Genomic DNA, 21,001 nt, shown 5'->3' with positions numbered 1-21,001 from the left:
GGGGAAGGGCAGTGGACGTGGATGTCGTCGCGAGGACGCCGTGCTCCGCTCGCTCGCTCATACGCGCTCCACCTCCTTGGTGCCGAAGAGTCCGTAGGGTCTGACCAGCAACACCAGCAGCATCAGCGCGTAGGGCGCGACCAGGGCGAAGTTGTTGCCCAGCCACGGGGCGTAGTCGGGCTGGTAGGTCGCGGTGAGCGCCTCGACCAGGCCCACCGCCAGGCCGCCGATGACGGCGCCCTGCAGGGAGTCCAGCCCGCCGATGATGATCGCCGGCAGCGCCTTGAGGGCGATGATCCAGGTGTTCTGGTCGATGCCGGCGGCCCCGGTCGCGACGAACGTGCCGGCGATGGCGGCCAGCCCACCTGCGATGGCCCAGGCCAGGGCGAAGATCACGCCGACCCGGATGCCCTGCGCGAGGGCGGTCTCCTGGTCCAGGGCGGTGGCCCGCATCGCCAGTCCGGTGCGCGAGTACCGGAAGAACAGTCCGAGGGCCACCACGGTGACCGCGGTGACGGCGATCAGGCCGAGCCGCTGCTGGGTGATCGAGATCTCGCCGATCGAGATCCGGTTGCTGCCGTTCGGATAGGTCACGATGCGCGACTCCACGCCGATGTAGCGGTTCGAGATGATGCGCAGCACGATGTCGACGCCGATCGTGATGATCGCCAGGGTGAACACCGGCTTGCCGATCATCGGCCGCAGCGCGAGGCGCTCGACGATCATGCCCACGATGGCTCCGGCGACGATCGCCAGCGCCATGCCGATCCAGAACGGCAGGCCGAACTCGCGGGTGAAGTGGTAGGCGAACAGGCCGCCGATCACCATGAGGGCCGGCTGCGCGAAGGAGATGACCTTCGTCGACTTGTAGATCATGACGTAGCCGAGCGCCAGCAGGGCGTAGATCGACCCCTGGCCGAAGCCGTTGACGACGGCCTGCAGGAAGGTGGTCATCGTGCGGCTCCTTGGGTGGTCGCGCCGTACATGGCCTCGATCTCGGTCTCGAACTGCCCCATGACCGCCGACCGCTTGACCTTCTGGGTGGCGGTGAGCTCGCCCGCGTCGTGGTCGAGCTCCTTGGGGATGAGGTGGAACGCCTTGAGGGTCTCGACGGCGGCGAACTTCTCGTTGGTCTCGTCGACGACCTTCTGCACCAGGGCGATGACCTCGGGCTTGGTGGTGAGGTCGCGGTACGTCGTGTACGCGATCTTGCGCCGCTGCGCCCACGCGCCGACGGTGTCGAGCTCGATGCCGATCAGCGCGGTGAGGTACTTGCGCCGGTCACCGATGACCAGCGCCTCCTTGACGAACGGGGAGGCCTTGAGGCTGTTCTCGATCTCGCTCGGCGAGATGTTCTTGCCGCCCGCGGTGATGATGATGTCCTTGATGCGGTCGGTGATCTTCAGGTGCGTGCCGTCGACCCACGTGCCCACGTCGCCGGTGTGCAACCAGCCGTCGGCGTCGATCGTCGACGCGGTCGCCTCGGGGTTGTTCCAGTAGCCGGCGAAGGTGCCGGCGTGCCGGGTGAGGATCTCGCCGGTCTCCTCGTCGATGCGCACCTCGGCACCCGGCTGCGGCTCACCGACCGTGCCGACCCGCACCCGTCCGGCCATGTTGGCCGTCGCGATGGCGCTGTTCTCGGTCATGCCGTAGACCTCGAACATCGGCAGGCCCAGGCCCATGAAGAACTCCAGCACCTCCGGCGAGATCGGGGCGGCGCCGGACGCGGCGTAGCGGGTCTTGGCCAGCCCGATGCGTTCGCGCAGCGGGCGGTACAGCATCACCCAGCCGACCGCGTACGCGATCCGGGTGCCGACGGTGTGCTTGCCCTGCCGCTCGACCAGGGTGCGGCCGATCCAGCTCGCGACCTTCATCCACACCGCGTAGTTGGCCCGCTTGATGCGGGAGGCGCCCGCCATGCGGACCTGCACGCCGGCGGCGATCTTCTCCCAGATGCGGGGGACGCCGAAGACCAAGGTGGGCTGGACCTCCCGCAGGTTCAGCTGCACGGTGTCGATCGACTCGGCGAAGTTGACCTGGGTGCCCACGGCGGCGTTGAACCAGGTGGTGAACACCCGCTCGGCCACGTGGCACAGCGGCAGGTACGACAGGACCAGGTCCTTCTCGTTCGCCGGCGGGCTGACGAACGCGCTCTGCCCCTGCAGCGTGTCGAGGACGAAGGTGATGTTGGCCTGGGTCAGCATCGCGCCCTTGGGCGGGCCGGTGGTGCCCGACGTGTAGACCAGCGTGGCCAGGTCGGACGGCTCGACCGCCTCCAGCCGCTCGTCGAGCGAGCCGGGGTGCTGCGAGCGGTGCTGCTCGCCGAGTGCGACGAACTCCTCCCACGACAGCAGCCGCCCGTCGGTGTAGTGCCCCTGGATGCCCCGGGGCTCCAGGTAGACGATGCGTTCGAGGTGCGGCAGCTCGTCGATGACGTCGAGCGCCTTGTCGAGCTGCTCCTGGTCCTCGGCGAACAGCACGCGCGACCCGGAGTCACGCAGCACGTGGAGGACCTCCGGCGACGGGTTCGTGGGGTACAGACCGACCGTCGCGGCGCGCACCGACGTGATGCCGATGTCGCAGTACAGCCACTCCCGGCGGTTCTCGCTGTGCACCGCGATCCGGTCGCCGGGCTCGACACCGAGCGCCAGCAGGCCGTGGGCGACCAGGGTGGACCGCTCCCAGTACTGCGCCCAGGTCACCTCCTCCCAGATGCCGAAGGACTTCTCGCGCATGGCGATGCGGTCGGGCATGCGGGCGGCGCGGTCGCGCACCAGCCAGGGCAGGGTGGTCATGCGGAGGGCTCCTCGTCGGGGGTGTCGTCGGCAGTGCCCAGGTAGGCGCGGATGACCTCCGGGTGCGCCTGGACCTCGGCGGGCGTGCCGGTCACGAGCGGACGACCGAAGTCCATCGCCAGCACCCGGTCGGCCAGGTCCATCACGAGTCCCATGTCGTGCTCGACGAGGATCATCGGGATGTGCAGCTCGGCCTTGATGTCGAGGATGAACCGGGCCATGTCCTCGGTCTCCTCGCCGTTCATGCCCGCCACCGGCTCGTCGAGCAGCAGCAGCGCCGGCTCCATGGCCAGGGCCCGGCCCAGCTCGATCCGCTTCTGCACGCCGTAGGGCAGCAGGCCGACGGGCAGCTGCCGGTAGGCCTCGATCTCGAGGAAGTCGATGATCTCCTCGCAGCGTCGCCGGTTGCGGACCTCGGCGGCCCGGGCCCTGCCGAGCCAGGCGACCGCCGACGGCCAGCCGTAGCCCACGTGGTGGTGCCGGCCGAGCATCAGGTTGTCGACGACGTTGAGATTCTCGAACAGCTCGATGTTCTGGAAGGTGCGGGCCATGCCGAGACCGGCGATCTTGTGCGGCTTGCGCCCCAGGATCGACTCGCCGCGGAACGTGACCGACCCGACCTGCGGCCGGTACACGCCCGACAGGACGTTGAAGATCGAGGTCTTGCCGGCTCCGTTGGGGCCGATGATGGCGAACAGCTCGTCGTCGTGGACGTCGAAGCTGACGCCCGACAGCGCGGTCACGCCGGAGAAGCGCAGCTCGACGTCCTCGACGCTGACGACAGGACCGGAGCCGGTGTGGACCCCGGCCGACATGTTCTCGACGACGTCGCTGCTCACGACAGCCACCTCTTCCGACGCTTGTAGTGCTTGAGGTTGCGGTACGAGGTGGCCGACTCGCCGCGACCCAGGTAGAAGTCGCGGATGTCGTCGTCCTCGAGGAGCTCGGCGGCCGGCTTGTCCATCACGATCTTGCCGTGCTCCATGACGAAGCCGTGCTGAGCGATCGACAGGGCCATCGTGGCGTTCTGCTCGACCAGCAGCACCGTGGTGCCGCGCTGGTTGATCTCGACCACGATCTCCTTGATCTGCTGCACGATCTTCGGCGCCAGACCGAGGCTGGGCTCGTCGAGCAGCAGCACCTGCGGCTGGGCGATGAGGGCACGACCGATGGCCAGCATCTGCTGCTCGCCACCGGACAGGTAGCCAGCGGTGCGGCGGCGGCGTTCCTTGAGGACGGGGAACAGCTCGTAGACCTGCTCGATCGGCTCGGCGAGACCGCCGGAGCGGGTGTGACCGCCGACGCGCAGGTTCTCCTCGACCGTGAACTCGCTGAAGACGCGGCGGCCCTCGAGCACCTGGCCGAGGCCGGCGGCGACGATCTTGGGCGCGTCCCAGCTGGTGACGTTCTGGCCGTTCAGGGTCACCTGCCCCTTGGTGACCTTGCCGTCGTGGACGTCGAGCAGGCCCGTCATGGCGCGCAGCAAGGTGGTCTTGCCGGCGCCGTTGGCGCCCAGCAGCGCGACGATCGAGCCCTCGCGCACCTCCAAGCTCACGCCGCGAAGGACCAGGATGACGTCGTTGTAGACGACTTCCAGGTTGGATACCGACAGCACAGCTCTCCCTCGGGCAGGTCAGTGGGCAGGGTCAGTCAGAGCGCCCAACCTAGCCGTGACCCGGGTCACAATCAATATGCAGAAGGGGTGCAGTTTTCGTGTCGCACGGTGCATCCTGTGGTACATGGCCGACACGGTCCCCGAGGGGCGACAGTTCACCGACGGGCGGGTGGCGCGACGCGAACGCACCCGCCAGCGGGTCGTCGACGCCCACACCGAGCTGCTGCGCGAGGGCGTGTTGCGGCCGACGGCCGCGCACATCGCCGAGCGGGCCGGTGTCTCGGTCAGGACCCTGTGGACGGTGTTCGGCGACATGGAGGCGCTGTTCGGGGCCACGACCGACTTCTGGTTCGCGTCCGACGACGCGCTGAGCCGACGGACCGACCTCGAGGCGGACCTGCCGCACCGGATCGCGGGGTTCTGCGACGAGCGGGTGCGGCGACTGGAGAACATCTCTCCGGCGGCGCGGGCGGCCGTGCTGCTCGAGCCGGTGTCGCCGGCGTTGCGGGCGAGCCGGCGCCGTCATGCCCAGCGGGTCGTGGAGCACGTCGAGGAGGTGTTCGCTCCCGAGCTGCGCGCCGCGGGCGCCGAGCGCGAGGAGCTGCGCTGGTCGCTCGTGGCGGCCGCCAGCTGGAACGTGTGGTCGCTGCTGCGCGACGACTTCGGTCACTCGCTGGAGGAGGCGAGCGTCGTGATGCGACGCACCCTGACAGCCCTGCTCGACCCCTGAGCCGGTCCCTCGGGCGGTTCGGTGGTTGAGGTGCGACGAGCTCTGCGAGGAGCCTCGAAACCACGTTGGTGTGGGGCTGGTGGTTTCGAGGGCGCTCGTTCCTCGCGCCGCCTCAATCACCGGGGGCGGGCCGGTTCGGTGGTTGAGGTGTGACGAGTTCTGCGTGGAGCCTCGAAACCACGTTGGTGTGGGGCTGGTGGTTTCGTGGGCGCTCGTTCCTCGCGCCGCCTCAACCACCGACACGTCGGGTCGGTGGACGCGACACGACGAAGCCCCCGTCAGGTGACGGGGGCTTCGTCGTTGCGGTGAGAGGTCAGCGTTCCTCGGTACCGGCGATGAAGGCTTCGAGCTTCTGGCGGCCGATGTCGTCGGGACGCTGCTCCGGCGGGCTCTTCATCAGGTACGACGAGGCGCTCAGCAGGGCGCCGCCGATGCCACGGTCCTTGGCGATCTTCGCCGCACGGATGGCGTCGATGATGATGCCGGCGGAGTTGGGCGAGTCCCAGACCTCGAGCTTGTACTCCAGGTTGAGGGGCACGTCGCCGAACGCGCGACCCTCGAGGCGCACGTACGCCCACTTGCGGTCGTCGAGCCACTGCACGTAGTCCGACGGGCCGATGTGCACGTTCTTGGCGCCGAGGTCGTGATCGATGTTCGACGTGACGGCCTGGGTCTTCGAGACCTTCTTGGACTCCAGCCGGTCGCGTTCCAGCATGTTCTTGAAGTCCATGTTGCCGCCGACGTTCAGCTGGTAGGTGCGGTCCAGCACGACGCCGCGGTCCTGGAACAGCTTGGCCATGACGCGGTGCGTGATGGTGGCGCCGACCTGGCTCTTGATGTCGTCACCGATGATCGGGACGCCGGCCTCCTCGAACTTCTTCGCCCACTCGGGGTCGGAGGCGATGAACACGGGCAGGGCGTTGACGAACGCCACGCCGGCGTCGATCGCGCACTGCGCGTAGAACTTGTCGGCCTGCTCGGACCCGACGGGCAGGTAGGAGACGAGCACGTCGGCCTGGGTGTCCTTGAGGACCTGCACGACGTCGACGGCGGGGGCGTCGGACTCCTCGATCGTCTCGCGGTAGTACTTGCCGAGTCCGTCGAGGGTGTGACCGCGCTGGACCGTGACACCGGTCAGGGGCACGTCGGCGATCTTGATGGTGTTGTTCTCGCTGGCGACGGTGGCGTCGGCCAGGTCGAAGCCGACCTTCTTGGCGTCGACGTCGAACGCGGCGACGAACTCGACGTCCTTGACGTGGTAGTCGCCGAACATGACGTGCATCAGGCCGGGCACGTTGCCCGCCGGATCAGCGTCCTTGTAGTACTCGACGCCCTGGATCAGGGACGTGGCGCAGTTGCCCACACCCACGATTGCTACGCGTACCGAACCCATGGGGTCTCCTTCGTGATGGTGTTCATGCTGTCTGGGTGTTCGTGGTGTCGGGGTCGTCGTCGGCCCCGTCGGTGGTGAGGTATCCGCCGGCCCGCTCCCGGTCGATGAGCTCGGTCAGCCAGCTGACCTCGCGCTCGACCGACTCCAGGCCGTGGCGCTGGAGCTCACGGGTGTACGAGTCGGCCCGCTCGCGGCCCCGCTGGGAGGCGTCGCGCACGTTCTCGAGCCGCTCCTCCAGCCGGCTGCGCCGACCTTCCAGGATCCGCACCCGGGTCGGGGAGTCGGTCCGGGCGAAGAAGGCGAACCGCACCCCGAAGTTGTCGTCGTCCCAGGTGGCGGGACCGGACTCCTCCATGACCGAGGCGAAGTGCTCCTTGCCCTCGGCGGTCAGACGGTAGACGATCCGGTTGCGCCGCCCGCGCACGGGGACCGCGAGGTCCTCGTCCGCGACGATCTGGCCGGACCGGACCAGCGCCTTGAGGCACGGGTAGAGGGTGCCGTACGACAGCACCCGGCCCCAGCCGAGCAGCGCGATCAGCTGCTTGCGCAGCTCGTAGCCGTGCATGGGCGAGTCGTGCAGCAGTCCGAGGACTGCCAGCTCGAGTGCCGCACCGCGCCTGGCCATGCCGATCCCGTCGTTGAGTGGAGTGGATATATCGAGACGATACATCGTGTCGTCACGGTGGTCCACCACGGCCCGGTGTGACGGGCACCACCGCCGCGGACCCTCAGGGTGGTGCGACTTGACGCCGACGGGCACACTGGACCGGATCATCCCTGCCGAGCCGCGGCACGGAACACCCCGCGGGGGTTCCTCAGCAGCGCCCACCCCCGGAGGTACACACTCGTGGCCACAGCGTCCAGAGCAGCGCGACGCGGCGGAATCTTCGCCGTGCTCCGCAAGATCGGCGGCGAGGACCGGGCGTGGTGGGTCAAGACTCTGCGGTGGTTCGCCTTCCTGACGGTCTCGGGCGTCGCCACCGGCGCGCTGGCGTTCTTCGTGCTGTACCAGTCGATCGACATCCCCGACCCCAACGCCGACTTCCAGACCCAGACCACCAAGGTCTACTTCGCCGACGGGGTCACCGAGATCGGCTCGTTCGCCACCCAGGACCGCGAGAACGTCTCGCTCGACCAGATCCCCGCCTCGATGCAGGCGGCCGTGATCGCCGCGGAGGACCGCAGCTTCTACGACAACAGCGGCATCGACTACCGCGGCATCGTCCGGGCGTTCCGGAACAACGCCACCCAGGGCACCACCCAGGGCGCGTCGACGATCACCCAGCAGTACGTCAAGATCCTGTACCTGACGCAGGAGCAGACCTACAGCCGCAAGGTGAAGGAAGCCATCCTGTCGTTGAAGATCGACCGGCAGCTCACCAAGCCGGAGATCCTCGAGGGGTACCTGAACACGGTCTTCTACGGCAACGGCGCCTACGGGGTCGAGGTCGCCGCGCGCACCTACTTCCGCAAGCCGGCCGCCGAGCTGACGGTGCCGGAGTCCGCCGCCCTCGCCGCGATCATCAACAGCCCGTCGTTCTACGACCCGTACGCCGAGGGAGGTCTCGAGCGGCTGCTCGAGCGGTACAACTTCGTGATCGACGGCATGCTGACCACCGGCGCGATCACCTCCGAGGAGGCGGCCCAGTTCACCGGCGTCCTGCCGACCTTCGCCGAGAAGCAGATCAGCAACGACTTCGCCGGCCCCAACGGGTTCCTCCTCGAGATGGTCCAGGCCGAGATGCGAGAGCTGCAGTTCACCGACGCCGACGTCAACGGCGGCGGCCTGCGGATCGTCACGACCTTCGACGCCCCCGCGCAGCAGGCCGCGGTCGAGACCGTCGGTGAGGTGGTCCCGGGCGGACTGGAGGAGCTGAACGAGGCCGTCGTGTCGGTCGAGCCCGGCACGGGTGCGGTGCGGGCCCTGTACGGCGGCCCCGACTACCTGACGGACTTCCGCAACTGGGCCACCCTCGGCACCCAGCCCGGGTCGACCTTCAAGACGTTCGCCGTCGTCGCGGCCCTCGAGGACGGGTTCAGTCTCGAGACCAGCCTCAACGGCAACTCGCCCTTCCGGGTCGGCAACGGCACGATCGAGAACCAGGGCGACTCCGGCGGCGCGTCGTTCGGCACGCGGGACCTCGCGTTCGCCACGGCCAAGTCGGTCAACACCGCGTTCGTCGACCTGACCCTGCAGATGAGCGACGGTGGCGACATCAGCGTCGGTGCCCAGAAGGTGCTCGACGCGGCGCGGGACGCCGGGATCCCCCAGTCCACGATCGACACCATCGATGCGGTCGCCTCGACCTCGCTCGGCTTCGCCCCGGTGGCGCCGATCGACATGGCCAACGCCTACGCCACCCTGGCCGCGGGCGGGAAGCGGGCCGACTGGTACGTCGTCGAGAACGTCACGACCGCCCAGGGCAACGTCGTGCACCAGCACGAGGTCCGCACCGAGCAGACGATCCCCTCGAACGTCGCCGCCGACACCGTCGCGGCGCTGCGCGGGGTCACCACGGGCGAGGGCACGGGCCGCAGCGGCAACACCGTGTGCCCCACCGGCGGCAAGACCGGCACCGCGACCGCCTCCAACCCCGACGGTGGCGACCGGGTGTCGTCGTCGTGGTTCGTCGGCATGACCCCGAAGCTGGCCACCGCGGTGATGCTCAACCGAGGCGTCGGCAACGGCGAGCTGGAGGGCTACCTCAACCCCTTCTTCGGTGGCACCTTCCCCGCCCGGACCTTCGGCCAGTTCATGAACGCCGTCGTCGACCGCGACGACTGCGGCGAGTTCGCCGACCCCGCCAACATCAAGGCCCGCAAGGGCTCGGACTTCAAGCCGCCGCCGCCCACCTGCGAGGAGGGCTTCCAGCTCAACCTCAACCAGGACGCCTGCGAGCCGATCCCGGAGCCCGAGCCGACCCCGGAGCCGACGCCGACGCCCACCCCCACGCCGACGCCCACTCCCACGCCGACCCCCACCGCGACGCCGTCGGCCGATCCCAGCCAGCCACAGGCGAGCAAGGCCAACTGCGAGGCCGCCGGCGGCACCTGGGCGGTCGGCGTCGTCGTGCCTCCGAACCAGCGCTGCACCCTCTGACCCCCGGGGGCGGTGGATTCGCGACCGAAAGAGGGGGCCAGGTGCCAGATGGACCGAATGAGGCCCCATTCGGTCGCGAATCCACCGCCTGACGGGGAGGGCGTCAGTCGAGGATGACCGCGTCGAAGGTCGAGGTGGTGTAGCGGACGGCTGCGCGGACGGTGTCGCCGACGGCCGGTACCCGGGCGCCCGCGGGCAGGAAGACCATCGACGCCTGCATGTGCGGCGGCTCGACGAACCACCGCTGCCGGCCGTCGACCGTGAACGGCGAGCGGGAGCGGCCGGCGGCCTCGAGACCGCCTCGCGCCAGGGACTTGCCCCGGGCCACCGCTCCGGCTGCGGCCTTCGGAGCCTCCAGGCCCACGCCGTGGCTGGTGCCGCCGGCGATGACCAGCAGGTGGCCGTCGCGGTGCACCGCACCCTGGCGGTAGCCGACCTGCTCGCCCCGGGCGACCGCGTGCACGTCGAGCACGGTGCCGCGGACCTCGAGGGCCGCGAGGTCGCCCAGCCAGAGCGACGTCCCGATCCGGGGCCGCACCGTCAGGTGGGGGCGTCGCTCCCGCAGCTCGGTCAGCTCGACCGGAGTCAGGTGGGACACGAAGAACGTGGTGGTCTCGAGTCGTGAGGCGTCGAGCGCCGCGGCCCACCGGTCGGCCTCCCCCAGGTGACCGCCGGTGAGCGGCAGGTGCACCGCGAAGCCGTCGACCTGCAGGTCACCGAGCGCCGCCACGGCCGCGGCCAGCTCGTGCCGGTCGAACCCGTGCCGCGACATCGACGTCTCGCCCTCGACCACGACGCGGGTTCCGGGGTGGTCGGCCAGGGCGGCCACGTCGGCCACCCGGCCGACGGTGTGGACCACCCGCGGATCGAGGACGACGTCGGTCGTGAACGGTCGCCACGGGGTCAGCACCATGACGTCGCCGTCGAACGCCTCGAGCGCGCCGGGCACCTCGGCGTAGGTGCCGACCGCGATGGTGTCGGCCCCGAAGGCGCTCGCCTCGGCGGCGAGCCGGTCCCGACCGAACCCGTACCCGTTGCCCTTCACGACCGGGACCAGACCCGCGGTGGCCTCGGCGAGGGTGGTGAGGTGCGATCGCCACCGGACGGTGTCGACGTGCAGGTCGAAGGCCATCAGCGCCTCTTCAGGTAGGTCGTGAACGCCCGGTACAGGACCCGGTTGATCGGCAGGTCCCACTCGCCGAGGTACTCCACGGCCTCGCCGCCGGTGCCGACCTTGAACTGGACCAGTCCCACGTGCGAGTCCTCGGCGTCGAGCGTGTCGGTGATGCCCCGCAGGTCGTACACGGTGGCTCCCGCCGCGAGGGCGTCGCGGATCATCTGCCACTGCACCGCGTTGGACCCCCGGACGTCCCGCTTCTCGGTGGTCGAGGCTCCGTACGAGTACCAGGCGTGGGTGCCGACGCGCACCAGTGTCGTCGCGGCGACCAGGTCGCCCTCGTGGTGCGCCAGGTAGAGCGTCATCCGGTCGGGGTCCTCCGCGCGCAACGCGTCCCACATGCGGTCGAAGTACGACTGCGGCCGCGGGGTGAACCCGTCACGTCGGGCCGTCTCGGTGTACACGCGGTGGAAGTCGGCGAGCGCGTCCCGGTCGCCGCGGGTGACGACGACCCCGGCCTTCGCGGCCTTCTTGATGTTGCGACGCCACTGCTGGTTCATGCCGGCCAGCAGCTGCTCCTCGGTCAGGGGCCCGTCGTCGTCGGTGAGTCGGATCCAGAAGTTGTACTGCGGCTGACCGGCGGAGAACCCGCCCTCGGTCGGGACGCGGCGCCAACCGGACGCGGCGAGCCGGTCTGCGACGGCTGCCGCGGCAGGGTCGCTCTCGTCGGCCGGCACGTCCGACAGGGTCCGCAGGGCCGCATCGGCGATGCCGGCCTTGACCGTCGCGGCGTGCCAGCGGCGGGTCACGACGGGCGGGCCCATGCGGATCGCGAACGCGCCCTGCGACGCGAGGTGGCGGGTCAGCGGGTCCAACAGCGCGGGGAGGTCCGCGGCCGACCAGTCGAGGTCGGGGCCCTCCGGGAGGTAGGCGAGGAAGCGTCGGAGCTTCGGCAGGGGGCGGTAGAGCACGAGGGCTGCGCCGACCTGGGTGTCACCGTCGAACCAGCCGACCGACTCGCCGCGCCACTCGTTCTTGACCGACGCCCACGCCGGGGTCTGCAGGAAGCTGACCGACGAGCGGGAGGCGATCCACGCCAGGTGCTCGGCGGTCGAGATGGTCCGGACCACGGGAGACGTCGACACCGCTCGAGGCTACCAACCGTTGGGAGGATCGGGACCGATCGGTTAGGCTTGCCTAAGTCATCGTATGCCGTCGACATCGGAGCTCGCGTGAAGATCCACACCGCCACCGTGGTGGGGCGCCGCCGACTCAGCGCCCACCTGGTCACCGTCACCCTCGGCGACCTCGAGGGGTACCCCACGACCGGGGTGCCCGACGAGTACGTGCGCGTCATGATCGCGCCCGAGGGCGAGCCGCTGGTGCTCCCGCAGATCTCCGAGACGTGGGAGGTCACGCAGCCGGAGGGGACGACCCCCCCGGTCGCTCGGGTGTACACGATCTCGGACCACCGCCTGGTCGACGGACGGGTGCAGGTCGACCTCGACGTCGCCCTGCACGACCGGGGAGCGGGGTCGGACTGGGCGCGCACGTGCGAGCCGGGCGAACAGGTCGGGCTGGTCGAGCCGCACGGTCTGTACGCCGCGGCCGCCGACGTCGGGTGGCAGCTGCTCGTCGCGGACGTGACCGGACTCCCGGCGCTCGCGCGCATCCTGCGGGGACTCCGACCCGGCCAGCGGGTGCGCGCCGTCGTGGTCCTGACCGACGAGGACGACCGGATCGCCCTGCCGAGCGCGGCCGACGTCGAGGTGCGGTGGGTCGTGGTCGAGCGTGAGACCGACATCGCGGGCGCCCTCGAGGAGGCCGTCACCGGCACCGACCTGCCCGGCCCCGACACGCCCGGCGGCCGGTACGTCTGGCTGGCCGGCGAGGCCCGCGCCAGCCGCGCGGTCCGCCGTCACCTGCGCCGCACCCTCGGGTGGCCGCAGTCGGACTTCTACACCTGCGGCTACTGGCAGGTCGACGCCGAGACGTGGAACGCTCGCTACGAGGAGGTCGCGTCCGAGGTCATCGCCCGGGCCGAGCAGGTGCGCGCCGAGGTCGGCGACGACGAGGGCAGCTACCTCGACGCACTCGACGAGATCTACGAGTCCGCCGGCCTGTAGCCGCCCGGCCCGCCGGGTCAGGCGACGTCGAGGGTGGGACGACTCGGCACGAGCAGCAGGGTCATGCCGGCCTCGGCCGGCGTGCGGTCGGCCTTGCGGTGGTTGCAGCGGACGCACGCGGCCACCGCGTTGTCCCAGGTCAGGGTGCCGCCACGACTGCGGGGGATGATGTGGTCGACGGTCTCGGCCGGACCCCGGCAGTACGCGCACATGGTGTCGCGGGCCTTGATCGCACTCTTGGTGCACAGGTGCGACCGGCGGTGCATCCACCGCGTCACGACGTACCGGACCAGACGCAGGACCTTCGGCCGCGGGAACGGTCCGTAGGTGCCCCCGGCCTCCTCCTCGATCACCGCGACCTCGCGCACCAGCATCTTGATCGCATGGCGCAGGGAGACGCGCTGCAGGGGCTCGTAGCTCGCATTGAGCACCAGCACGTGACCTTCGGACATCGCAGTGCCTTCCCGGGCAGAATCGTATCCCTCCCCGGCCCATCCGTCCGGTCGTCCGACCGATCGTCACCGCACGGTCGGGGCGGCGACACCTCGCGTGAGCCGTCCGGTCACCGCCGAAACACCTCCGACACGTGGTCGGCCTAGGGTCGGGGGATGAGCAGGTGTCGACGGGTGGACCTGATCGATCGTCCGTATGCTGGGCCACTGACGGAGGTGGGGCCGTGAGCGAGACGACATTGTTCGACGACTACGGACCGGTCAACGGGTTCGACGAGATGTTCACCTCAGGACGGGTGCGCCCGGAGTACGGGGCCATCCACGGGGCGTTCCACGACATGGGCGACGACGAGATCCGGCTGCGGGCGGACTCGCTCGCCTCCTCGTACCTCGACCAAGGCGTCACGTTCGGCGTCGCCGGGGAGGAGCGGCCGTTCCCGCTCGACATCGTCCCGCGGGTGATCGAGGCCGCCGACTGGGCGCACGTCGACCTCGGGGTGCGTCAGCGGGTCCGGGCGCTCGAGGCCTTCCTGGCCGACGTGTACGGGCCGGGTGAGCTGTTCAACGACGGCGTCGTGCCGCGCGACACCGTCGTCACCTCGCCGCACTACCACCGCGTGGTCGCCGGGCTCGATCCCGCGAACGGCGTGCGGGTGCACGTCGCGGGCGTCGACCTCATCCGGGACGCCGACGGCAACTTCCGCGTGCTGGAGGACAACGTGCGGGTGCCGTCGGGCGTCTCCTACGTCATGACCAACCGGCGGGCGTTGTCGGCGGCCCTGCCCGAGGTGTTCGCTGACCACCGCATCCGCCCGGTGCAGCAGTACTCCCGGGCCCTCATCGCCGCGCTGCGGGCCGCTGCGCCCGCGGGAGTCAGCGATCCGACCGTGGTCGTGCTGACTCCCGGCGTCTACAACTCCGCCTACTTCGAGCACACCCTGCTGGCCCGCACGATGGGGGTCGAGCTGGTCGAGGGCCGCGACCTGGTGTGCCAGGCCGGACGGGTCATGATGCGCACGACCCGGGGCCTCGAGCCCGTCCACGTCATCTACCGCCGGATCGACGACGAGTTCCTCGACCCGGTGCAGTTCCACCCCGAGTCGGTGCTCGGTGTCCCGGGGCTGGTCAACGCCGCGCGGGCCGGCAACGTCACCATCGCCAACGCGATCGGCAACGGGGTGGCCGACGACAAGCTCCTCTACACCTACGTGCCCGACCTCATCCGCTACTACCTCAGCGAGGAGCCGATCCTGGCCAACGTCGACACCTGGCGCCTCGGCGAACCCGACCAGCGCACCGAGGTGCTCGACCGGCTCGACGAGCTCGTGCTCAAGCCGGTCGACGGCTCGGGCGGCAAGGGCATCGTCATCGGGCCCGCGGCCTCCAAGGTCGAGCTCGACGAGCTGCGCAGCAAGATCGCCGCCGACCCGCGCGCGTGGATCGCCCAGCCGGTCATCTCGTTGTCGACCGTGCCGACGCTCGTCGAGCCGGGCATCCGTCCCCGGCACGTCGACCTGAGACCGTTCGCCATCAACGACGGCGAGGACGTGTACGTCCTGCCCGGCGGACTCACGCGGGTCGCTCTGCCCGAGGGCGAGCTGATCGTCAACTCCAGTCGCGGCGGTGGCTCCAAGGACACCTGGGTGCTGGCCGACCCGTACGAGGCGCCGGACCCCAAGGACGAGACCGACGTCGAGCTCGACGAGCGGTCGCCGTCGACGCGGACCACGCCCGTCACGCAGTCCAGCGGCCCGGTCACCAGTGCGGCCACCGAGGTGCAGCAGCGCGCTGCCGAGGAAGAGGTGGCCTGATGCTCAGCCGGATCGCCGAGTCGCTGTTCTGGATCGGCCGCTACCTCGAACGGGCCGACGACACCGCCCGCATCCTCGACGTGCAGATGCAGGTCCTGGTCGAGGACCCGTCGATCGACGAGCGCCTGTCGTGCGAACAGCTGCTCAAGGTCATGGGCGTGGAGGAGCACGACGGGATCGCCAACCGGTGGACCATCCTGGACCTGCTCGCCCACAACCCCGACTCCCCCAACTCGATCGCGTCGGCGATCGACGCCGCCCGCGAGAGCGCCCGCGGCGCCCGCGAGACCCTCTCGACCGACATGTGGGCCGCCATCAACACGATGTGGCGCGGCCTGCCGTCGGCCCGGTCGATGCGGTCGCCCGACATGTTCGGCTGGGTGCGCAACCGCACCGCCATGATCGCCGGCATCGCCGACTCCACGATGACCCGCGACGAGGGCTGGCAGTTCTTCATGCTCGGCCGCAGCATCGAGCGGGTCGACATGACCGCCCGGCTGCTGTCGACCGCGTCGCTGGCGTCCGGGACCCAGCTGGCGTGGCCCACGACCCTGCGGGCCTGCGGCGCCTACGAGGCGTTCATCCGGGCCTACCGGGGCATCGAGGCCGACCGTCAGGCCGCGGAGTTCCTGCTGCTCGACCGGTGGTTCCCTCGGTCGGTGGTGTCGGCGCTGCTCGAGGCCGAGCAGGCGCTGTCGCGGCTGGAGGCTACCGGTCAGCGGTCAGGGTTCAGCGACGAGGCCCAACGGCTGCTCGGCCGGGCCCGCACCGAGCTGGAGTACCGTCCGCTCGCCGAGATCGTCTACGACCTGCCGACCGAGATGGAGCGCCTCCAGCGGGCCTGCGGCGCGGCCAGCGAGGCCGTCACCGCCCGGTACTTCTCGCACGCGGAGTCGCACGCGTGGACCGGGAGCGTGTCCCTGTGAAGGAGATGACGCCGTGACCATGCAGATGCGGATCAAGCACACCACCGGGTACGTGTACCCCGAGGGCGCCGTGGCCTCCTACAACGAGGCCCGGATGACCCCCATGACCACGGCCGGCCAGTACGTGCTGCGTTCACGCTTGGACATCACCCCCACCCCGTGGAGCTTCGAGTACCGGGACTACTGGGGGTCGTCGGTCACGTCCTTCGAGGTGCACGACCCGCACGACGCGCTCACGGTCGTCGCCACGTCGACGGTCGAGACCTCCCCCGCCGCCGACCGGGGTGACGGTGTCGCGTGGGGCGACCTCGCCGCGGTCGCCGACGAGTGGTGTGAGTTCCTCGTCGACTCGCCGTGGGTGCGCCCGTCGGCGGACCTGCTCGAGCGGCTCCCGGCCCTGCGGGAGGCTGCGGCCACGCCGGCCGACTACGTCGCGGCCGCCGCTGCCCTGCTGCACGCCGAGGTCGTCTACCAGCCCGGTTCGACCGTGGTCACCACGGTCGCCGCCGACGCCTGGGACAGTCGCGCCGGGGTCTGCCAGGACTTCGCCCACCTGCTCATCGGGGTGCTGCGCTGGGCCGGCATCCCTGCGCGCTATGTCTCGGGGTACCTGCACCCGGCCACGGACCCGGAGATCGGTGAGCCGGTCGAGGGCGAGTCACACGCCTGGGTCGAGTGGTGGGACGGCGAGTGGACCGGCTGGGACGTCACCAACGACGTCGTGCCCGGCGAGCAGCACGTCATCGTGGCCCGCGGTCGCGACTACGCCGACAACCCGCCCCTGCGCGGTATCTACGCGACTCCCGGAGAGTCCGAGATGTTCGTGACCGTCGAGATCACCCGCCTGCGCTGACAGGAGACCCCATGGCCCACGTGCACGGCGGCGCCGATGCCCGCCCGACCAAGCTCGAGCTGATCGCCGCGTGGCGGGAGGACCCCGACCTCGTGGCGATCGGCTCCTACCGGTTCGACGACCCCGACGGCGAGGTCGGCATCGAGACCCACCTGCTGAACGACGCGGCCGGCCGGGTGCTGCAGGTGCCGCTGACCTATCGCGGCGCTCCCCTCGCGGGCGCCGACGAGTGGCTGGTCGGCACCATGGAGCACACCGCCCTGGGGCGTCGCTGGGTGTACGACGCGTGCGCCGATCCCGTCTACGTGCAGACGATCACGGTCGCGATGCTGACCGGAGGGACCCACGCCGAGGTGCACCGCGAGTTCCCGACGGGCGCACCGAGGTCATCCCGGCGGCGGTGCGGGTCGAGGGCAGCGGCCGGGAGCCGCACCCGGGCGGCGTGGGTCTGGTCGACCTGCGCGACGAGGCCGGCTCGACCGTGGTCGTGACGTCGCTCGGAGCGCTGCGGGTCAGGCGGGTCGTCGATCCGTCCGCGGCATCTGGCGGCTGGGTCGACCTCGTGGGCAGCTGGCCCGGCGGGGTGGGCCCGACCGTGCTGGCCTCGTTGCTTCGGCCCTGAGCGTCGCCGGGTTCAGTGGCCGGCCGTGGCCGACCGCACCCGCCGGCCGAGCTCGTCGGGGTCGAGGGCGCGCACGTCGGTGACCCGGGCGGGGCCGACGTCCAGCCGGCCGTCGTCGAGCGGCTCGCACCGGATGCCGCCGTGACCCCGCAGGGCCCGGTGGGCCCCGGGCGCGAAGACCTCGTTCATCCAGGCGCACGGGTTGGCCGGGGTCAGGGACCGGAACCGCACCGGGCCGTGTCCGGCGTCGAGGGTGAACTCGTGCCGGGCCAGCGCGTCCACGTCGAGCCCCCGGGTCACGACGTTGCGTCGGGCGAGGACCGGGTCGAACGACGCGCGAGGGGCAGCCGGGAACAGCCCGTCGCCGACCAGCTCGGCCTCGAGCTGCTCGATCTTCTCCGCGGCGATGAGTGTGACCGACGCGTAGGTGAACCGGGTGCCGAAGTACCGGTCGCCCACGAGGCCCTTGCCGGCGCGGACGCGCACCGAAGCCGGGGTCTCGTCGACGGTCGTGGCGGTGGCCCCGTCGGAGGGACGTCCGTCGTAGCGGTGGCGGGGCGACACCACGAGGTGCACGATCTCGATCTCCACGGGGCGACGCTACCCCTCGACCGTGCGACCGACCTCGTCCCGGCGGCGACGGATCCGCCGTTCGGCGGCCGGCGGGGGCGAGCAGGCCAGGGCCGCCTCGAAGGCCGCGCGGGACTCCTCGGTCCGACCCAGCCGGTCGAGCAGCTCGGCCCGGCAGCTGTGCCAGAGGTGGAATCCGTGCAGTCCGGCCAGCTCGTCGATCTCGGTCAGCGCCGCCTGCGGGCCGTCCCGCTCCCCGATCGCGACGGCCCGGTTCAGCCGCACGACATCGGTGGGTTCGAGCACCAGCAACGCGTCGTACAGGGCGACCACGTCGGTCCAGTCGGTGTCCTCGAACCTCGGTGCCGACGCGTGGCAGGCCGCGATGGCTGCCTGCAGCTCGAACCGGCCCGCCCGGTGACGTGAGCGGCGCAGGGCCTGCTCGACCAGACCGACGCCCTCAGCGATCGCACGGTGGTCCCAGGCCGACCGGTCCTGATCGGCCAGGGGGACCTGGTCGCCGGTCACGTCGAGTCGGGTGGCCCTGCGGGCACCGGTCAGCAGGAGCAGCGCGAGCAGGCCCTGCAGTCGGGACTCGTCGGGCATCAGCTCCAGCAGCAGCCGCGCGAGCCGGACGGCCTCGTCGCACAGCCGTTCCTCCCGCTGGGCGTCCCCGGAGGCGACCCCGGACGTGAAGAGCAGGTGCACCGTGGTCGCCACGCCGTCGAGGCGGTCGGGCAGCTCGGCGACGTCGGGGATCCGGTAGGGGATGCCGGCCACGGCGATCTTCTGTTTGGCCCGGGTGAGGCGGCGGGCCATCGCGCTCTCGGTCACCAGCAGCAGCCGGGCCGCGTCGGCGGCGGTCAGACCGCACAAGGTGGTGAGGGCGAGCGTGACCTGGGTGTCGAGGGCGAGGGCCGGGTGGCAACAGGTGAACACCAGCCGCAGCTGGTCGTCGCGCACGACCGACGCGGGCGGGTCGGGCTGGGGGTCGAACAGCTCCATCCGGTCCCCCTCCTTGCCCGTGCGTCGGGCCTCACGCCGGATCCGGTCGATCGCCTTGCGACGCGCGACGGTGGTGAGCCAGGCGCGGGGCTCGTCCGGCACGCCGTCCACCGGCCACCGCTGGAGCGCACTCAGGACGGCGTCCTGCACGGCGTCCTCGGCCAGCCCGAGGTCGCCGGTGGTGCGGACCAGCGTGGCGAGCACCCGTCGCTGCTCGGTCCGCACCACCTCGGCGAGCCGCGGAGGCGTCGGTCACGCGGTCAGCCCATGGGCAGGATCGGCCGCAGCTCGATGCCGCCGTCCCAGGCGCCGGGGATCTGGGCGGCGAGCGCGACGGCCTCGTCGAGGTCGGCCGCCTCCAGGAGGAAGAAGCCCGAGAGGACCTCGCGGGCCTCCGCGAACGGCCCGTCGGTCGTGACGACGTCGCCCCCCTTGCCGCCGGTGACCCGCACGGTCGTGGCGGTCGACGTCGGGTGGAGCGCGGCTCCACCGACGATCGCGGACCCGGCGGCGGCGCTGAACGCTCCGTACTCCTGCATGGTGGAGGCTTCCTCGGGCGAGAGCCAGTCGGCGTCGCGGGAGTAGATGATGGCGGCGTAGGTGGTCATGTCAGGCCCTCTCGTTCATGACGTCCACGGTGAACGTCTCACCCTGAGGACGTTCGGGACAGCACGATCCGGACATCCGTGTCTGTGACCTGCATCACAGTGAATCAGTGGGGTCCGTGGTTGAACAGGATCTGGTCGAGGCCTGCCTGGGACCCCGTCACGGTGCGGTCGAGGAGCTCGCCGACCGAGGTGGACCTGAGTGCCTCGACGTGGTCGAGCTCGCCGAGCAGGGCGATGCCGGCGAGCTGCCAGCTGCGCTCGACCGGGTCGTCGTCCAGGACGATGTCCGCCGACCACGGGAGCTCGACGAACTCCGCCGCCCGGGCGAGGTGGGTCCGCACGGCGTCCTCGGCGACGATCAGCGCGGACGCGAGCTCGTCGGACCACTCGAGCGGGGCGAGCTCGGAGATCTCCGCCTGCGGGTAGGGGTCGTCGGGGAGCCACCGGTCGACGGTGAAGCGCGTCGTGCCCCGCGCGATCAGCACGAAGGTCTCGCCGTCGGGGGCGATCTGCTCGATCGTGGCCATGGTGCCGACGTCGAACCGGGTCTCACCACCGCCCGCCTCGGTGCCCCGCTCGATCAGCACCACGCCGAAGTCGGTCGGCTGTCGCTCCATCACGACCTGCAGCATCGCGAGGTACCGCGGCTCGAACAACCGCAACGGCAAGGGCATCCCGGGCAGCAGGGCGGACCCGAGGGGGAACATCGGCGTGGCGGACGGCACCCGTCCAGCGTAGGTGCTCGACCGCCCCCTCACCTCCCCGAGATCTGTGCAGAAGATGTTCGTTCTCAGGCCCGGAACGAACATCTTCTGCACAGATCGCGGGGAGGTAGCACGGGAGGCGTCGGCGCGATTTGGCCGTGCCGCGAGCCGCCGGGTAGTCTTGCCCGGTTACACCTCCTGCTGCAGAACGTCTGCAGCCGCTGAGTCCGAAGGAGGACGCACCTTGTCGTTGCGTCACTACGAAGTCATGGTCATCCTCGATGCCTCGCTCGACGAGCGCACGGTGGAGCCGAGCCTGGACACCTACCTCAATGTCATCCGCGCCGACGGTGGCAGCGTCGACAAGGTCGACGTGTGGGGCAAGCGCCGGTTCGCCTACGAGATCAACAAGCAGACCGAGGGCATCTACGCCGTCCTGGACCTGCAGGCCACCCCGGCCGCGGTCAAGGAGCTGGACCGTCAGCTCGGCCTGAACGAGTCCGTCGTCCGCACCAAGGTCCAGCGCCCCGACGTGAAGTGACCGGTCCCGCTCCTGTGGACAGGTCCTCGCGAC

22 protein-coding genes are annotated in these 21,001 nt (G+C 70.6%); 9 read left to right on the top strand and 13 right to left on the bottom strand.

The window, feature by feature from the left end; translation table 11 throughout:
* Positions 1-57 precede the first annotated feature (57 nt).
* From HMPREF0063_RS13610 to HMPREF0063_RS13595, 4 genes are read right to left on the bottom strand one after another with little or no spacing between them, the layout of a single operon-like run.
* Entirely contained in the window at positions 58-954 is an 897-nt protein-coding gene (locus tag HMPREF0063_RS13610; RefSeq protein WP_007079276.1) for a branched-chain amino acid ABC transporter permease, read from the bottom strand.
* Positions 951-2,795 carry an AMP-dependent synthetase/ligase gene (locus tag HMPREF0063_RS13605; protein WP_007079275.1) on the bottom strand — a complete coding sequence of 615 codons (1,845 nt, stop codon included), beginning with the start codon at positions 2,793-2,795 and terminating at the stop codon, positions 951-953. Before HMPREF0063_RS13605 ends, HMPREF0063_RS13610 begins: the two co-directional genes overlap by 4 nt.
* Complete coding sequence (locus HMPREF0063_RS13600) at positions 2,792-3,634, bottom strand: ABC transporter ATP-binding protein (RefSeq protein WP_245527720.1); 843 nt, start codon at positions 3,632-3,634, stop codon at positions 2,792-2,794. The genes HMPREF0063_RS13605 and HMPREF0063_RS13600 overlap by 4 nt, the downstream gene beginning before the upstream one ends.
* Complete coding sequence (locus tag HMPREF0063_RS13595) at positions 3,631-4,410, bottom strand: ABC transporter ATP-binding protein (RefSeq protein ID WP_007079273.1); 780 nt, start codon at positions 4,408-4,410, stop codon at positions 3,631-3,633. The genes HMPREF0063_RS13600 and HMPREF0063_RS13595 overlap by 4 nt, the downstream gene beginning before the upstream one ends.
* Positions 4,411-4,534: 124 nt before the next feature.
* On the opposite strand from HMPREF0063_RS13595, the gene HMPREF0063_RS13590 reads away from it, so the two are divergent.
* Positions 4,535-5,140: a TetR/AcrR family transcriptional regulator gene (locus HMPREF0063_RS13590; protein WP_040320301.1), complete on the top strand. Its 606-nt coding sequence runs from the start codon at positions 4,535-4,537 to the stop codon at positions 5,138-5,140.
* 313 nt (positions 5,141-5,453) lie between these two features.
* Here HMPREF0063_RS13590 and HMPREF0063_RS13585 read toward each other — a convergent pair whose 3' ends face one another.
* Positions 5,454-6,533 (bottom strand): inositol-3-phosphate synthase, encoded by a 1,080-nt coding sequence (locus tag HMPREF0063_RS13585; RefSeq protein WP_007079271.1) that lies wholly within the window; start codon positions 6,531-6,533, stop codon positions 5,454-5,456.
* A 22-nt stretch (positions 6,534-6,555) separates the two neighbouring features.
* Complete coding sequence (locus HMPREF0063_RS13580; RefSeq protein WP_083788936.1) at positions 6,556-7,158, bottom strand: PadR family transcriptional regulator; 603 nt, start codon at positions 7,156-7,158, stop codon at positions 6,556-6,558.
* A 267-nt stretch (positions 7,159-7,425) separates the two neighbouring features.
* Here HMPREF0063_RS13580 and HMPREF0063_RS13575 point away from each other — a divergent pair, with 267 nt between their 5' ends.
* Complete coding sequence (locus HMPREF0063_RS13575) at positions 7,426-9,633, top strand: transglycosylase domain-containing protein (protein WP_050760967.1); 2,208 nt, start codon at positions 7,426-7,428, stop codon at positions 9,631-9,633.
* Between the two features lie 103 nt (positions 9,634-9,736).
* Here HMPREF0063_RS13575 and HMPREF0063_RS13570 read toward each other — a convergent pair whose 3' ends face one another.
* Complete coding sequence (locus tag HMPREF0063_RS13570; protein WP_007079268.1) at positions 9,737-10,765, bottom strand: alanine racemase; 1,029 nt, start codon at positions 10,763-10,765, stop codon at positions 9,737-9,739.
* Positions 10,765-11,895, bottom strand: a complete 1,131-nt coding sequence (locus HMPREF0063_RS13565) for a lipid II:glycine glycyltransferase FemX (RefSeq protein WP_245527719.1) — start codon at positions 11,893-11,895, stop codon at positions 10,765-10,767. Before HMPREF0063_RS13565 ends, HMPREF0063_RS13570 begins: the two co-directional genes overlap by 1 nt.
* Positions 11,896-11,982: 87 nt before the next feature.
* On the opposite strand from HMPREF0063_RS13565, the gene HMPREF0063_RS16670 reads away from it, so the two are divergent.
* On the top strand, positions 11,983-12,876 hold the full coding sequence (locus HMPREF0063_RS16670) for a siderophore-interacting protein (protein WP_050760966.1): 894 nt from the start codon (positions 11,983-11,985) through the stop codon (positions 12,874-12,876).
* Positions 12,877-12,893: 17 nt separating this feature from the next.
* Here HMPREF0063_RS16670 and HMPREF0063_RS13555 read toward each other — a convergent pair whose 3' ends face one another.
* Positions 12,894-13,328: an HNH endonuclease gene (locus tag HMPREF0063_RS13555; protein WP_007079266.1), complete on the bottom strand. Its 435-nt coding sequence runs from the start codon at positions 13,326-13,328 to the stop codon at positions 12,894-12,896.
* Positions 13,329-13,552: 224 nt separating this feature from the next.
* On the opposite strand from HMPREF0063_RS13555, the gene HMPREF0063_RS13550 reads away from it, so the two are divergent.
* The 5 genes from HMPREF0063_RS13550 to HMPREF0063_RS17015 are packed head-to-tail and all read left to right on the top strand — an operon-like array spanning position 13,553 to position 17,540.
* Positions 13,553-15,139 carry a circularly permuted type 2 ATP-grasp protein gene (locus HMPREF0063_RS13550; protein ID WP_007079265.1) on the top strand — a complete coding sequence of 529 codons (1,587 nt, stop codon included), beginning with the start codon at positions 13,553-13,555 and terminating at the stop codon, positions 15,137-15,139.
* Positions 15,139-16,065, top strand: a complete 927-nt coding sequence (locus HMPREF0063_RS13545) for an alpha-E domain-containing protein (RefSeq protein WP_007079264.1) — start codon at positions 15,139-15,141, stop codon at positions 16,063-16,065. The genes HMPREF0063_RS13550 and HMPREF0063_RS13545 overlap by 1 nt, the downstream gene beginning before the upstream one ends.
* A gap of 19 nt (positions 16,066-16,084) precedes the next feature.
* Positions 16,085-16,918, top strand: a complete 834-nt coding sequence (locus HMPREF0063_RS13540) for a transglutaminase family protein (RefSeq protein WP_040320927.1) — start codon at positions 16,085-16,087, stop codon at positions 16,916-16,918.
* A gap of 11 nt (positions 16,919-16,929) precedes the next feature.
* Positions 16,930-17,409 carry a maltokinase N-terminal cap-like domain-containing protein gene (locus HMPREF0063_RS13535; RefSeq protein ID WP_007079262.1) on the top strand — a complete coding sequence of 160 codons (480 nt, stop codon included), beginning with the start codon at positions 16,930-16,932 and terminating at the stop codon, positions 17,407-17,409.
* Positions 17,361-17,540, top strand: coding sequence for a hypothetical protein (locus HMPREF0063_RS17015; protein WP_050760965.1), 180 nt, complete (start codon positions 17,361-17,363; stop codon positions 17,538-17,540). The genes HMPREF0063_RS13535 and HMPREF0063_RS17015 overlap by 49 nt, the downstream gene beginning before the upstream one ends.
* A gap of 12 nt (positions 17,541-17,552) precedes the next feature.
* Here HMPREF0063_RS17015 and HMPREF0063_RS13530 read toward each other — a convergent pair whose 3' ends face one another.
* From HMPREF0063_RS13530 to HMPREF0063_RS13515, 4 genes are all read right to left on the bottom strand, one after another.
* Complete coding sequence (locus HMPREF0063_RS13530) at positions 17,553-18,131, bottom strand: hypothetical protein (protein ID WP_007079260.1); 579 nt, start codon at positions 18,129-18,131, stop codon at positions 17,553-17,555.
* A 9-nt stretch (positions 18,132-18,140) separates the two neighbouring features.
* On the bottom strand, positions 18,141-19,319 hold the full coding sequence (locus tag HMPREF0063_RS13525; protein ID WP_245527718.1) for an RNA polymerase sigma factor: 1,179 nt from the start codon (positions 19,317-19,319) through the stop codon (positions 18,141-18,143).
* 56 nt (positions 19,320-19,375) lie between these two features.
* Positions 19,376-19,723, bottom strand: coding sequence for a YciI family protein (locus tag HMPREF0063_RS13520; protein ID WP_007079258.1), 348 nt, complete (start codon positions 19,721-19,723; stop codon positions 19,376-19,378).
* 104 nt (positions 19,724-19,827) lie between these two features.
* Entirely contained in the window at positions 19,828-20,448 is a 621-nt protein-coding gene (locus HMPREF0063_RS13515; protein ID WP_211208740.1) for an LON peptidase substrate-binding domain-containing protein, read from the bottom strand.
* Between the two features lie 229 nt (positions 20,449-20,677).
* On the opposite strand from HMPREF0063_RS13515, the gene rpsF reads away from it, so the two are divergent.
* The gene (rpsF, locus tag HMPREF0063_RS13510; RefSeq protein ID WP_040320925.1) at positions 20,678-20,968 is read left to right on the top strand and encodes a 30S ribosomal protein S6; all 291 of its coding nucleotides are present in this window, start codon (positions 20,678-20,680) and stop codon (positions 20,966-20,968) included.
* The last annotated feature ends 33 nt before the right edge of the window (positions 20,969-21,001 follow it).

Origin of the sequence: Aeromicrobium marinum DSM 15272 (assembly GCF_000160775.2) — a bacterium.
GTDB classification, from domain to species: Bacteria; Actinomycetota; Actinomycetes; order Propionibacteriales; family Nocardioidaceae; genus Aeromicrobium; species Aeromicrobium marinum.
The sequence above is the reverse complement of the archived record's forward strand: the minus strand, read 5'-3'. Positions and strand labels throughout refer to the sequence as shown.